Genomic DNA, 13,585 nt, shown 5'->3' on the forward strand with positions numbered 1-13,585 from the left:
TAGGGAGCGGCCGTGGAGATCAGTGGTTTGCGTTGTGAATAACCTGTGGAGAACCGGGCACGGCTGTGGATAACTCGAGGATCATGCCGGCTGGCGTGTGGGAACTCCGGAGGCTCGTTGTGGACAACCGACCGAGGTGCTGGAAGTCGGGCCATCCGCGCCGGTGGGATGGCCCGACTTCCAGGAACCCGAGTCGATCATCGACGGCCCGCCGGTCACTCCGGGCCGATGCGCTCCGGCCGGGCCGAGGCGGAGCCGAGCCAGGTGTGCGGGTTGCCGTACCAGCACCAGCCCAGCTTGGGTGCGCCCTGGCTGATCCACAGCGCCGGCACCCGCTTGTCGCCGCACCGGGAGCCGACCAGCGAGAAGCACCGGTTGCTCGCCAGCGCGGCCGGATGCAGCGTGATGAAGGCGAGCCCCTCGTCGATGCTCAGCGGCAACCGGCCCTGAGCGGTGATCCCCTCCATGGCCGCGGCCGGGGCCAGGTTGCGGAACTCCTCGCCCCGGTCGACGTCGAAGAGCAGGTACGCCGGACCGGCGGGCACTTCCAGCTCCTTGATCGGATCGAAGCGGGGCAGGTCGTCGTCGGCGTAGTTCCGGTCGACGACGCCGGGCTTGCTCTTGCCGGCCACTGTGGTCAGCGCCACCCGTTCCGGCACACCGATCAGGTCACGGGTGATGACCAGCAGGAACGGCACCCGGGCGTCGGTGGGGGCGGGCAGCCCGGCGGTGCCCTCGACCGCCCTGCCCCGCAGCGGCGCGACCAGGTCGCGGAAGGCGCTCTCGGTCAGCCCGGCGAGGGCGGGGTAGCCGAGCTGCACCAGTCGGTCGAGTTGGCTGTCGAACTCGGTTTCGGCGTCGAACGGGGTCTTGGTCACGGCAGGCCTCCCGGAAGTCGTACGGACTAGCGTACAACGTACGGTAGGGCTGCTTCCATTCCCGGCTCAGCGACTCCAATCCTGCTTCGCGGCCCTGACCAGCTTGTCCTTCAGCTCCCGGGTGTGCCGCCGGCTCACCGGCAGCTCAGTCGAGTCGATCACCACCACGTAGCCGGAGTTGACCAGCCGCAACTCCGCGATCAACTTCAACTGCACCAGGTACGACCTGTGCACCCGGACGAAACCGGCATCGGCCCAGCGCTCCGCCAGCGTGGCCAGCGAGACCCGCACCAGGTGCGAACCCTCCGCTGTGTGCAACCTCGCGTAGTCGCCCTGCGCCTCCACCCAGCGCACCGCCGATCGGGGCAGCATCCGGGTGGTGCCGGCCAACTCGATGGGAATGGTCGGGTCCTCCTCCGCGCGGGCCAGCGCCGCCGGGTGCGACGGCACCACCCGCGAGCCGATCACCCGACGCAGCGACTCGGCCAGCCGATCGGCGCGCACCGGCTTCCGCACGTAGTCGGTGGCGCCCAGATCGAAGGCGTCCACCGCGCCGTCGTCGTACGCGGTGACGAAGACGATCGCCGGTGGCCGGGCGAAGCGGCGCAACACCCGGGCCAGCTCCATGCCGTCCAGGCCGGGCATCCTGATGTCCAGGAAGACCACGTCCACGTCACCGTCGCGCAACAGCCGCAGCGCCTCGGTGGCATCGCCGGCCGTGTGCAGTCGGGCCACCCGGGGGTCGGCCCGCAGGTGGTACGCCAGCTCGTCGAGCGCGGGCGGCTCGTCGTCCACCGCGAGGACGCGCAGGAAACCGGACGCGTTCACCGCACCCGTCCCGGTCCGCTCGCTCACGACCCTGCCCGCACGCCCGGGTGGAACTTCGGCACCCGCATGCTCACCTTCGTGCCCGAGCCCAACCCGGTCTCCACGACCAGGCCGAACCGGTCCCCGAAGACCGAGCGCAACCGCTCGTCGACGTTGGAGAGGCCAACGTGCTGGCCCGTGTCGTCGCCCGGGTCGCCGGTGCCGCGGGCCAGCTCGGCGATGCCGGCGGTCAGCGTGGTCGGATCCATTCCCACTCCGTCGTCCTCCACCGTGATGTGGCACTCGGCTCCCGCGTCCCGGGCCTCGATGCTCACCATGCCCGTGCCCGGCTTGCGGGACAACCCGTGGCGAACCGCGTTCTCCACCAACGGCTGGAGGCAGAGGAACGGCAGCGTCACCGGCAGGACCTCCGGGGCGATCTGCAACCGCACCTGCAACCGGTCGCCGAACCGGGCCCGCTCGATGGTCAGGTAGCGGTCGATCGACCGCAGCTCCTCGGCCAGCGTGGTGAACTCCCCGTGCGCCCGGAACGAGTACCTGGTGAACTCCGCGAACTCCAGGATCAGCTCCCGGGCCCGCTCCGGGTCGGTGCGTACGAACGAGCCGATCGCTGTCAACGCGTTGTAGATGAAGTGCGGGCTGATCTGCGCCCGCAACGCACGGATCTCGGCGCGGGCCAGCCGCTCCCGCGACGAGTCCAGCTCGGCCAGGGCGAGCTGGTTGCCGGCCCAGTGCGCCGTCTCCAGGGTGGCCTGCACCAACCCCGGAGGCGGCGGGCTGTCGGCGACCGCCACCAGCGCGCCCACCACCCGGCCGTCCGCCCCCAGCAACGGCGCGACCACCGCCCCGCGGACCGGGCAGTCGACCCGGTCGCAGTGCAGTTCCTGTTCACCCAGCACCGTCGAGCGGCCGCTGTCCACCGTCCGCTGGGCCGCCGCGAGTAGTTGCTCGCCGTGGTGCGTGCCGCGCCCGTCGAGGGCCAGCAGCCGGTCGGCGTCGGTGAGCGCCAGCCCGACCGCGCCCACCAGTGCCCGCAGGTGCCGTACGGCCTTCGCCGCGCCCGCCTCGCTCAACCCCGCTCGCAGCGGCTCGGCGGCCAGGCCGGCGGTGTGCAGCACCTCGTAGGTGGCCCGCTGGGTGGCGGTGGCGATGCCACGGCGGGCCCTCAGCCGCAGCACCGCCAGCAGGGCAGCGGTCAGCGCGGTGACGAGTGAGACGACGCCGACCACGGCGGAGAGGTTGGCAGCCACGCAGCGATCCTCGCCCCTGCGAGCCGGCGCGCCAACCCTCTAGTACGCGCCCTTGCGGGCGAGCACCACCCCGACGGTGCGCCACAGGATGCTCAGGTCGTACGCGAGCGACCAGTTGTCGACGTAGTAGAGGTCCAGTCGGACCGACTCGTCCCAGGACAGGTCGGAGCGGCCGGAGACCTGCCACAGCCCGGTCATGCCGGGGCGGACCAGCAGTCGGCGCCGCACGTCACCCAGGAAGTCACCGTCGTCGGCCGGCAGCGGGCGCGGCCCGACCAGCGACATCTCGCCCCACAGCACGTTGATCAGCTGCGGCAGCTCGTCCAGCGACGTGGCCCGCAGGAAGCGACCGACCGGGAAGACCCGAGGGTCCTCCTTCATCTTGAACAGCATGCCGTCGGTCTCGTTCCGATCGACCAGGCTGGCCAGCCGCTCCTCGGCGTTCACGTACATGGTCCGGAACTTCCACACCCGGAACGTGCGCCCCTCGTGCCCCACCCGGGGCTGCCGGAAGAAGACCGGCCCGGGGTCGGAGATCCGGATCGCGACGCCGATGGCCAGGAAGAGCGGGGCCAGCAGCAGCAGCCCGAGACCGGCGGCGACCCGGTCCATCAGGTTCTTGGCCAGCAGCGCCGGCCCGGAGAGGGTGGGCTCCTCGACGTGCAGCAGCGGCAGACCCTCGATCGGCCGGATGTGCACCCGAGGGCCGGCGATGTCGGTGAGCTGCGGGGCGACCACCAGGTCGACGCCGGAGCCCTCCAACTGCCAGGCCAGCCGGCGCAACTCGCCCGGCTCCGCGCTGGCGGACCCGCAGACGGCGATGGTGTCCCCACCGACCTCACGGACCAGGGCCAGGACGTCGCGTCCGGCATAGATCGGGACCGGGGTCGGCATGCCTCGGGCCGCCGCGTACCCGTCGGTGATGTGGATGGCGACGGGCATCAGCCCGGCGGCCGGGCTGCGGGTGACCGCCGCGTAGACCTCCAGGCATTCGGGCAGGGTGCCGACCAGCACCATCCGGTGCGCGGCCTGGCCGGCCCGCCGCCGGATGTAGTGCAGCGCCCACCGGGCCACGAAACGGCCCCACAGGATCAGCAGCAACGCCCCGAGCAGCGCCGTGCCGACCGTCCAGCGGGACAACTCGGTCTTGGTGGCGAACGCGAGGAACGACACGCTCGCGGCGACCGTCACCCCAGCCCGGATCACCCGCTTGAACTCGTCCGGGCCGAGCCCCAGGTAGCGGCGGTCGTACGCCCGGTTGCTCCAGAGGATGATCACCCAGCCGAGCGGGAGCAGCAGGTAGGAGACGGTGTGGAACCAGGTCGGGTCCTGCTTGAGGTCGGAGAACCCGGAGGCGGCCTGGTCGAACAACTGGATCGCGATCCAGCTGGCGAACGCCGCCGCGCCGAAGTCGAGCAGCAGCAGGATCGCGGTGTAGGGGCGGTGCCAGCGGGAGACACGGCGTCGCGCCCTCGTCCACGCCGACCGAGGGACGCCGTTGTGGGACGGCGGCGTCGGCGGCTGGATCTCGAAGCTGTCGACGTGCCGCACGAGTTTGCTCCGGCCTTCGTTGGTTACCGGGCGCTGGAGGCTTGCCGTCACCTCACCCATGTCCTCCCGCATGACACGGGCCGCTCACTCGGCGTGAAGGCCCGGGTCGCCCACCGTCCCAGTCTCCCACGCGGGCTCCGACCGATCGTCGCCCCAAAGGAGATTGGCGACCGACGGTGCTGGTGGGATCTGGCCGGCTCCGCACCATTTCAGAAGCCGGGGACCGGGCCACTATACCGATGGATGCGCGCGTGGCGAGAAGGGCGGACCGGAGCTTCCGCTCAGCGAGGACGATTCCACTCCGTAGTCCTGAAGTGCAATTACTCACCGTACGAGGCGAGACAACCGACGGTCAGCGAGTGGCTTGCCGCCGGTCTGGCAGGTGGGGCAGTACTGGAGGCTGGAGTCGGCGAACGACACCTCGCGCACTGTGTCTCCACATACCGGGCAGGGCAGCCCGTTGCGCGCGTGCACCTTCAGCCCGGAGCGTTTCTCGCCCTTCAGCTCCGCGGCCCGCTGACCGAGCGACCGCTCGACCGCGTCGCCGAGGACCTGCCGGGTGGCGGCGTGCAGTGTGGCGATCTGGGCGTCGGTGAGCCGATCGGTGATCGCGAACGGGGACAGCTTCGCGGCGTGCAGGATCTCGTCGGAGTACGCGTTGCCCACCCCGGACAGCACCGACTGGTCGGTCAGCACCCCCTTGACCTGCCCCCGCCTGCTCCGCAGCCGCTCGGCGAAGAGAGGCAGATCCGCGGCGAGCGCGTCCGGGCCCAGCTTGGCCACCCCGGGGACCGTCGCGAGGTCGGTGACCAGATACGCGGCCAGCTTCTTCTGGGTGCCGGCCTCGGTGAGGTCGAAGCCGGAACCGTCATCCAGGCGTACCCGCACCGCGATCGGGCCCTTGCCCGGACGCAACGGGGTGGTGGCGGGGAACGCCTCCCGGTAGTGCAGCCAGCCCGCTCGCGCCAAATGCACCACCAGGTGCAGGCCACCCTCGAAGAGGACGTCGAGGAACTTTCCGTGCCGACTGGCGTCGACCACCGCCCGGCCGGCGACCTCGGTCGGCGCCGGCTCGTACGTCTTCAGGGCGCTGATCGCGGCGATCTCCAGCCGATCGACGCGCCGCCCCACCGCGCGCTGACGCAGGTAACCCGCGAGCGCCTCAACCTCCGGTAGTTCGGGCACGACACAACGGTAGCCTTCTTTCCCGTGAGCGTGAGGAATGAGCTTGCGAGTCCCGCAATCGCGAACGAAAGGCAAGCTCCGTGAGAATCGTGGTGGCACACAACCGGTACCGGGAAGCTCAGCCCTCCGGTGAGAACACGATCGTCGACTCGGAGATCGCGCAGCTCACCGCCGCCGGCGTCGAGGTGCTGCCCTTCATTCGTAGTTCGGACGAGATCCCGTCGATGTCGAAGGCGGCGAAGGCGCTGCTGCCGATCTCGCCGATCTGGGCGCCGCGAGCCCAGCACGACCTGAGCCGGCTGCTCACCGAGCACCGACCGGACGTTCTGCACCTGCACAACCCGTACCCCCTGATCTCGCCCTGGGTGGTGCGGACCGCGCACCGGCACGGCGTGCCGGTGGTGCAGACGGTGCACAACTACCGGCAGGTCTGCTCGTCGGGGATCTACTTCCGCGACGGCGTGATCTGTCAGGACTGCAAGGGTCGGGCGTTCGGTGTTCCGGCGATCAAGCACCGTTGCTACCGCGACTCGGCGGCGCAGAGCGCGCTGATGGCGACCACCCTGGCCGTGCACAGGGGCACCTGGCGCTCGGTGGATCGGTACATCGCGCTCACCTCGGCGATCGCCGACCACCTCCGCGACTACGGCATCCCGGACGAACGCATAGTGGTGAAGCCGAACTCCGTACCCGACCCGGGTCGGCCGGCGCCGCTGGGTGACGGGTTCCTCTACATGGCCCGGCTCTCCCCGGAGAAGGGCGTCGACCTGCTGCTGGACGCCTGGCGCCGGCACCCGGTGGGTTCGCTGGGCACGCTGCGGGTGGCCGGCGACGGCGAGCTGCGCCACCTCGTGGAGGCAGCCGCCGCCGAGCGACCCGACGTGGTCTACCTCGGTCAGCTCGACCGGGCCGGTGTGCAGGCCGCAGTCGAGGCGAGCGCTGTGGTGATCGTCGCCGCGATGTGGCACGACGTGCTGCCTACCGTGATCATCGAGGCGTTGTCGAACGGCCGACCGGTGCTCGGTACGGCGTTGGGCGGCATTCCGTACCTGGTCGGGGCCGACGCTCCGCACGAGCCCGCCGGCACCGGGCCCGCCGAGAACGCCTCCGCGGTCGCCGGGGGCGGCGGTGGGTCAGCCATGCCAGCGGGGATCGGTCTGGGCGAGGCCGGTTGGGTGGTCGCCCCGGAGCCGGCCGCGCTCGCGGCCGCACTGCCGGTCGCCCGCGCCGGTGCGTCCGGGCTGACCCTGGGCGCCCGCGCCCGCTACGAGCGCACCTTCCACCCCGACGTGGTCACCAAGCAGCTCATCGACATCTACGCGGGCCTGGCCCGAACCCCCAACCACGTCTGAACCCCACCCACCCCGTCCCGCCTTGCGCCGTGCCGTGCCGTGCCGTGCCGTGCCGTGCCGTGCCGTGCATGATCGCGCTCGATCCAGGAAGTAGTCCCATCCGGCTGCTCCGAGGCCACTAAATCCTGGATCGAGCGCGATCTTGGCGGCGGACGCCGCCCCGCCGCCGCCCCTCCGCGGCGCTGCGGACGGGGCAGGCGGATCTGCCCGCAAGATCTACGCAACATCAGGGATGTTGGGGTCTCCCGCCGGTCGGAGGCAGCAACTTCGGGGAAGTTGGGTGGATCTTGCGGGCGGGCAGTGCGCAGACGGGCGGGCGCGTGGGTGAGGGGTTGGGCTGGGTGGGTCAGCGCAGGGAGGCGCGGGCCGAGAAGGCGATGCTCGCCAGCAGGAAGCCGCCGTTGACGATCGTGAAGGCGACCATCACCCAGAGGACCAGCGCGGGGGCCACGGCGAGCACCACGGCTGCCACGAAGACCACAGCGCCGTAGTCGCGGACCAGCTTCACCAGGCGCACCGGCAGCGAGGTCGAGGTCACCATGCTGGCCGCGTTCGGGCCGGCCTGCATCACCGACGTCACCAGGTTGACCATCCAGGTGCCCGCGAAGGTCGCCACGAGCCAGGTCGGCGTGGACGGCTCCTGCGCCACGGCGGTGGCGGCCAGGGCCGCCACCAGGGCGATCTGCGCGGCCACGTCGCAGAGCACGTCGACCCGCGCGCCGGCCGCGCTGCCCTGGCCGGTCACCCGGGCGAGCTGCCCGTCCGCGCAGTCCAGGGAGTACGCCACCTGCCAGCCGACCAGGGCGAGCAGGCCGACCACCCAGGCCGGTACGTCGCCGGCGGCGACCGGGCCGGCGAGCGCCACAACGGTGACCGAGGTGGCCAGCCCGAGCACCAGGTTGGTGATTGTCAACGCGGTCGGTCGCAGCCCGAGCCGCTGGGCGACGAGCGCGAAGACGGCCCCCAGCCACTGGCTGATCGACTCGCTGAACAGGCCGCCGCCCCGGTTCACCCGGTGGAAGTCGGCGACGGTGGGACGGGGGTCAGCCAAGCTGGTCGCGGATTGCACCGGCGTAGTCTGCCAGCCGTTCCCGGGTCTCGGTAGGCGACAGTGCCAGGTGTTCGAGGATGGTGTACCGGTCCGGCCGGGTACGCGGCGCGAACTGCACCGCCTCGATGAACTGGTCGTCGGTGAGCGCCACCTCGGCGGGGAGCCGGGGCAGACCGTGCCGGGCGAGGCAGGCCGACATCTCCCCGAAGCGACGGAGGTCTCCGCGCAGCCAGGTGCAGAACAGCGCGCCCAGCCCGGCCAGCTCGCCGTGCGAGGCGGTCCCCGGGAAGAGCGAGTCGACAGCGTGCATGATCTCGTGGCAGCCGCCGCTGCACGGGCGGCTGGTGCCGTCGACAGCCATCGCCAGACCACTGGAGATCAACGCCTCGGCGAGGACGATCACGAAGGCGTCGTCGCTCATGTCGCCGGGGTGGTTGAGCACCGCCTCGGCGCCCGCTCGCGACAGTGAGGCGGCCAGCCCGTCGACCGGCTCGCCGCGTACCTGCCGGGACAGCTCCCAGTCGGCCAGGGCGCTGATGTTGCTGATCACGTCGCCGATGCCGGCCCGGTTGTGCCGGTCCGGGCCGCTCTCCACGAAGTCCAGGTCGACGATCACCCCGATCGGGATGTGCACGCCGTAGGAGCCCTTGATCCCGTCGGTGATCAGGCTGGCCACCGGGGAGGCGATCCCGTCGTTGGCGAGGCTGGTCGCCACCGACACCATCGGCAGCCCTCGACGGGTCGCCGCGTACTTGGCCACGTCGATGGTCTTGCCGCCACCGATGCCGACCACCGCGTCGTAGGACCGGGCGCGGAGTTTGCCGCCCAGGTCGTCGGCGGCGTCCAGAGTCCCGCCGGAGACGGTGAACACGTCCGCCGAGCGCAGCGACGGCCGGATCAGCTCCGCGATCTGGGCACCCTGACCCGGGCCGACGACCACCGCGACGTCGCCACCGGAGGAGATCCGCCCGTCGGCCAGGATCGCGCCCAGGTCGGCGACCGCCCCGCGTCGCACGTCGATGTGCAGCGGGGTGAGGACGCTCCGAGCTAGTAGAGGCACGCGATCTCCCGCGCGCGGGCCAGGTCGGCGTGGTTGTCGACCTCGACCCACGGGACGTCACCGATCGGCGCCGCCCGCACCTCCCCGCCCCGGTCGGAGAACTCCTGGTAGCCGTCCTCGTAGTAGAGGTTCGGGTCCCGTCGCCAGGTCGCCTCCAGCGCGTCGGCGAGGGCGTCGGCGACCTGCGGCTCGATCAGCGTCGCGCCGATGTACTCCCCGTACGCCTCGCCCGGGTCCATGATCTTGGTGATCCGGGTGAGCTGGCCGGCGGCGTCGAAGGTGGTCTTCATCTCCTCCTCGGCCAGCGGCTTGAGGGTGTCCACCGCGAGCAGGATGCCCGGGCCACGCTCGGCCAGCAGGGTCTTCTCCACGCTCACCGGGTGCACGGTGTCCCCGTTGACCAGCAGCACACCGCGCGCGAAGTACTCCCTGGCGAGCCAGAGCGAGTAGGCGTTGTTCCACTCCTCGGCCTTGTCGTTGTGCACCAGGGTGAGCGTGACCCCGTACCGCTTCTCCAGGTCGGCCTGCCGCTCGCGGACCGCGTCCGCCGCGTAGCCGACGACGATCACGATGTCGGTGAGCCCGACCTCGGCGAGGTTGCCCAGCGCGATGTCCAGGATCGTCGTCTCGCCGTCCACCGGCACCAACGCCTTGGGCAGGGTGTCGGTGTACGGGCGCAGCCGTCGTCCCGCTCCGGCCGCGAGCACCATTCCGATCATCGCGACATCCTCCCTAGTCCTGCTCCCGTCACCGGTGGAGGATAGCGCCGGCCGGGTGCGCCGCTCCGGCCAACCGGGTCAGCCGGGCAGTGCCGCCAGGTCGGCGAGCATGGTCAGGCGCTCCTCCGCGCTGAGCGTGGCGTACGGGGCGGCGGCCCGCCGGTCGGTCTCCAGTTCGATGGCGAGTCGCTCGGGACCGGCCGGCAGGGCTGCGATGCTCGACGCGGTGTGCCCGGCGGCGGTCCAGGCGGCGGCGTGCGCGTCGGCCCGGTGGTGTCGCAGCGTGCTGAGCCGGTTGAGCAGCAGCACGCCCGACGGGGTGCCGTCCGGTTCGTACGGGGGCGCCAGCGCGGCGAAGGCCGAGGCGGCCGGGTTCGCCTCCTCGTCGGCCAGCACCAGGGCGTACGACAGCAGTCGGCCGAGCATGGCCACCAGCCGGGCCACCCGGTCGTCGTGGCCGGCCCACAACTCCTCGGTGACCTCGGCGTGCACCTGGTAAAGCTCGGCGAGGAAGGCGGCGCCCCGCTCGGTGGCGGACAGTGCGCCGTCCGGGCCGCGGTAGATCATCCCGTGGGCCACCTGCTTGTCCACTGTCCGTCGGCAGGCGATCGGGTCCTGGTAGCGGGTGATCGCCGCGAACCCGGGCCCGTCGACAGCGCCACCGGGTGCGGCCAGCCGGGTGCGCAGGTCGACCAGGAAGCCGGTGGCGGTGATTCCGCCGTAGCGCTGGGACAACTCGGCGCCACCACCGTCCCGGCCGGCCAGGATGCCGGCGCGGAAGGTCCGGTCCACTGCCGGTGCGAGCAGCCCGGCGATCCGATGGGGCGCCAGTTCGACGGTGTTCACAGACCGATCGACCGCAGGACGGCGAAGCCCTCCTCCGCGATCCGCCGGATCAGCCCGTCGTTGACGTCGCGGTGCTCGTCGAGCACTGTCACCTCGTGCTCGGCCAGCCAGCGGTACTCGGTGTGCTTGCCGGCCTCCAGCATCGGGCGGTCGAGGTCACCGTCGACGCGGACCAGGAAGTCGTACTCGGTCCGGGCCAGGCCGTCGTCGCCGACGTAGCTGTACTCGCCCACCTGGCCCAGGACGTGGGAGAGGACCCAGCCGGTCTCCTCGGTGATCTCCCGGCGCAGTGCCTCGTCGATGTCCTCGCCCGATTCGACGTGGCCGCCGACGATGTCCCAACAGTTGGGAAACAGGCGTCGGTGTGGTGAGCGGCGCTGAAAGAAGATGCGGCCGTCATGGTCGACGATCAGCGCGCCGGCGCAGCGCAGGGGCTCGGTGGACACCACCCGACAGTAGCCAGCGTCCGCAGCTTGTGCGATGCCGCTCTTGTCCCGGAAACATCCACCGACCACCATGTCCGTACCGAATGCCACCGTCCCAAAGGGGTGATGTGTGATGCAGGTACGGGATGCAATGTCCAGCCAGGTCCTCGTCGTCGGTCCGGAGCACACGCTCCGCCAGGCGGCCCGGATGATGTCGGCCCGCGGTGTCGGGTCGGCGGTCGTGATCGACCCGGATTCCGAGGGCGTGGGGATCATGACCGAACGTGACGTGTTGAAGGCCATCGGCGCCGGCCTGGACTGCGACGTGGAACGCACCGGCGCCCACCTGACCTGGGACGTGGTCTACGCGGGGCCGGAGTGGACGGTGGCCGAGGCCGCCGCCGCGATGGCCCGGGGCGGATTCCGGCACCTGGTGGTGCTGGACGGCCGGGAGGTGGCCGGCGTGATCTCCGTACGGGACATCATGCGGGTCTGGTCGGAGAGCCAGGCGATCGCTACGACCTGACCGCAGGTGGTGTGCGGGGCCGGATCGATGGGTAGACATCCCTTGCGGGCGCGGAGATGCCGTGGCCCGTGGGGGAGGTCCCGATGCGCGACGCGGAGCGGCTGGTCGAGCAGCAGTACGCCATGCTCCTGCGTCGGGACGTGGCCCGGTTGCCGGATCTCTACGCCCCGGAGGCGTTCTACGCCATGCCGGGCGTGACGGTCCGTCCGATCGAGCTGCCCGCGCTGCTGCGCACCTGGACCGGCGCCTTTCCAGATCTACGGGTCGACCCGATGGGCGCGGTCCGCACCGGCGGTGGCGCCGCGGTCGAGCTGCGGCTGACCGGCACCCACACCGGCACCCTGCATTCGCCGTACGGCACCGTCGCGCCCACCGGCCGGCTGGTGAGCTGGGAGGTGGCCGACGTGGTCCGGGCCCGCAAGGGTCGGATCACCGCCTGGCGCTCCTACTTCGACTGGAGTCAGCTCCTCGACGCGCTCGGCGTGCGGCTGGAGGGACTTTCCCGGGCCGCGCAGCACGACGCGCTCGCCCTTCCGGTCTGATCTGCCGCCGACCGGTGGAGTGGGGTCACCCGACCCGGTGGCTCAGGATGCGGACATCGCCGTGCCGACCGCGCGTCCCCCGCCGCCGCCCGTACGCTCAACATCCATGACCGCCGAGCAGTTGATCTCCTTTGCCCGTGGGGCTCCCTCGCTGGACATCGTCGATGTCGAGGGGCTCAAGGCCGCCGCCGTCCGCGCCTTCGACGCCGACCCCGCGGGGGTGACGGCGTACGGCACCTCCGTCGGGTACCTTCCGCTGCGAAAGTGGATCGCGGAGAAGCACGGGGTCGAGGCCGACCAGGTGCTGGTCACCAACGGGTCGCTTCAGGCCGACGCGTTTCTCTTCGACCACCTGGTCCGCCCCGGCGACGCGGTGGTGGTGGAGCGCCCGACGTACGACCGGACGCTGCTCAACCTCCAGCGGATGGGCAGCGAGCTGCACGGCGTCGCCGTCCAGCCGGATGGCCTGGACACTGCCGAGCTGCGCAAGCTGCTGGAGTCCGGGGTCCGCCCCCGGCTCGCGCACGTCATTCCGAACTACCAGAACCCGGCCGGCATGACGTTGTCCCTGGAGAAGCGCCGGGAGCTGCTCGACCTGGCCGCCGAGTACGAGTTCACGATCTTCGAGGACGACCCGTACGCGGACATCCGCTTCCGTGGCGAGGCGCTGCCGTCGATGCTCTCGCTGGACACCCGCAACGTGGTGGTGCACGCGTCGAGCTTCACGAAGACGGTCTGCCCGGGTGTGCGGGTCGGTTACCTGGTCGGCCCGGCCGACCTGATCGCCTCCATCGCGAAGAACGCGACGAGCCTCTACATCTCGCCCGGGATGGTGTCCCAGGCGATCGTGCACCAGTTCTGCGTCTCCGGTGACATCGACCGCTCGATCGAGACGGTCCGGGCGGCGCTCGGCGAACGGGCCCAGGTGCTCGCCGAGTCGTTGCGCCGGCACCTGCCGCAGGCGCGGTTCGTGGAGCCCGACGGCGGCTACTTCCTCTGGGTGGAGTTCCCGGAGGACGTGCTGGTCGACCGGCTCGCCCCGGCGGCGGCCGAGCGCGGGGTCGCCGTGGTCAAGGGCAGTGACTTCGTGCTGGACGGCGGGCGACACGCTCTCCGACTGGCCTTCTCGGCGGTGACCGCCGACAAGATCGACGAGGGTGTCCGGCGGCTGGCGGCGGCCGTCGAGGCCGTCCGTAGCTGACTTAACTGTCGGGTTCCTGACAGAACGACGATGCCGGCCGTCCCGGGGCTCCCCTCCGGGCGGCCGGCTGGCCCACAATGCTGCGAGCGTCACCCCGCCAGCTGCGGAGTTCACCGCCCGGCCTCCGGGCCGGCCCCGCCGGGTTGACGCGGCAGCACAACCTCCCGCCCC

Annotated in this window: 14 protein-coding genes; 4 read left to right on the plus strand and 10 right to left on the minus strand. The window is 71.4% G+C overall.

The annotated features are described in order from the left end of the window. Nucleotides 1-215 precede the first annotated feature (215 nt). The 5 genes from OG598_RS27610 to OG598_RS27630 all read right to left on the minus strand — a co-directional run bounded on the left by OG598_RS27610 (nt 216) and on the right by OG598_RS27630 (nt 5,692). Entirely contained in the window at nt 216-878 is a 663-nt protein-coding gene (locus OG598_RS27610; RefSeq protein WP_328651700.1) for a DUF5701 family protein, read from the minus strand. A gap of 66 nt (nt 879-944) precedes the next feature. Beyond that, nucleotides 945-1,706 carry a LytR/AlgR family response regulator transcription factor gene (locus OG598_RS27615; RefSeq protein WP_088950711.1) on the minus strand — a complete coding sequence of 254 codons (762 nt, stop codon included), beginning with the start codon at nt 1,704-1,706 and terminating at the stop codon, nt 945-947. A gap of 23 nt (nt 1,707-1,729) precedes the next feature. Further along, nucleotides 1,730-2,956, minus strand: coding sequence for a sensor histidine kinase (locus OG598_RS27620; RefSeq protein ID WP_112675302.1), 1,227 nt, complete (start codon nt 2,954-2,956; stop codon nt 1,730-1,732). Between the two features lie 39 nt (nt 2,957-2,995). Next, nucleotides 2,996-4,567 carry a sugar transferase gene (locus OG598_RS27625; protein ID WP_328655455.1) on the minus strand — a complete coding sequence of 524 codons (1,572 nt, stop codon included), beginning with the start codon at nt 4,565-4,567 and terminating at the stop codon, nt 2,996-2,998. Between the two features lie 264 nt (nt 4,568-4,831). Continuing rightward, nucleotides 4,832-5,692: an Fpg/Nei family DNA glycosylase gene (locus OG598_RS27630; RefSeq protein WP_328651701.1), complete on the minus strand. Its 861-nt coding sequence runs from the start codon at nt 5,690-5,692 to the stop codon at nt 4,832-4,834. An 80-nt stretch (nt 5,693-5,772) separates the two neighbouring features. Here OG598_RS27630 and OG598_RS27635 point away from each other — a divergent pair, with 80 nt between their 5' ends. Further along, the gene (locus OG598_RS27635; RefSeq protein ID WP_328651702.1) at nt 5,773-7,044 is read left to right on the plus strand and encodes a glycosyltransferase family 4 protein; all 1,272 of its coding nucleotides are present in this window, start codon (nt 5,773-5,775) and stop codon (nt 7,042-7,044) included. Between the two features lie 346 nt (nt 7,045-7,390). On the opposite strand, the gene OG598_RS27640 is transcribed toward OG598_RS27635, so the two are convergent. From OG598_RS27640 to OG598_RS27660, 5 genes are all read right to left on the minus strand, one after another. Continuing rightward, nucleotides 7,391-8,113: a CDP-alcohol phosphatidyltransferase family protein gene (locus tag OG598_RS27640; protein ID WP_151497134.1), complete on the minus strand. Its 723-nt coding sequence runs from the start codon at nt 8,111-8,113 to the stop codon at nt 7,391-7,393. Beyond that, nucleotides 8,088-9,155, minus strand: coding sequence for an iron-containing alcohol dehydrogenase family protein (locus OG598_RS27645; RefSeq protein WP_179781433.1), 1,068 nt, complete (start codon nt 9,153-9,155; stop codon nt 8,088-8,090). The genes OG598_RS27640 and OG598_RS27645 overlap by 26 nt, the downstream gene beginning before the upstream one ends. Further along, on the minus strand, nt 9,143-9,874 hold the full coding sequence (locus tag OG598_RS27650; RefSeq protein WP_124854040.1) for a phosphocholine cytidylyltransferase family protein: 732 nt from the start codon (nt 9,872-9,874) through the stop codon (nt 9,143-9,145). Before OG598_RS27650 ends, OG598_RS27645 begins: the two co-directional genes overlap by 13 nt. A 78-nt stretch (nt 9,875-9,952) precedes the next feature. After that, nucleotides 9,953-10,720, minus strand: a complete 768-nt coding sequence (locus tag OG598_RS27655; RefSeq protein ID WP_328651703.1) for a hypothetical protein — start codon at nt 10,718-10,720, stop codon at nt 9,953-9,955. Then, the gene (locus tag OG598_RS27660; protein WP_328651704.1) at nt 10,717-11,166 is read right to left on the minus strand and encodes an NUDIX hydrolase; all 450 of its coding nucleotides are present in this window, start codon (nt 11,164-11,166) and stop codon (nt 10,717-10,719) included. The genes OG598_RS27655 and OG598_RS27660 overlap by 4 nt, the downstream gene beginning before the upstream one ends. Nucleotides 11,167-11,278: 112 nt before the next feature. On the opposite strand from OG598_RS27660, the gene OG598_RS27665 reads away from it, so the two are divergent. The 3 genes from OG598_RS27665 (at nt 11,279) to OG598_RS27675 (ending at nt 13,414) form a co-directional block, all read left to right on the plus strand. After that, nucleotides 11,279-11,671: a CBS domain-containing protein gene (locus OG598_RS27665; RefSeq protein ID WP_328651705.1), complete on the plus strand. Its 393-nt coding sequence runs from the start codon at nt 11,279-11,281 to the stop codon at nt 11,669-11,671. Nucleotides 11,672-11,754: 83 nt separating this feature from the next. Then, entirely contained in the window at nt 11,755-12,213 is a 459-nt protein-coding gene (locus OG598_RS27670) for an ester cyclase (RefSeq protein WP_328651706.1), read from the plus strand. A gap of 106 nt (nt 12,214-12,319) precedes the next feature. After that, nucleotides 12,320-13,414, plus strand: a complete 1,095-nt coding sequence (locus tag OG598_RS27675) for an aminotransferase-like domain-containing protein (protein WP_328651707.1) — start codon at nt 12,320-12,322, stop codon at nt 13,412-13,414. The last annotated feature ends 171 nt before the right edge of the window (nt 13,415-13,585 follow it).

The sequence above is a fragment of the Micromonospora sp. NBC_00330 genome, from assembly GCF_036136635.1.
Lineage (GTDB): Bacteria > Actinomycetota > Actinomycetes > Mycobacteriales > Micromonosporaceae > Micromonospora > Micromonospora salmantinae.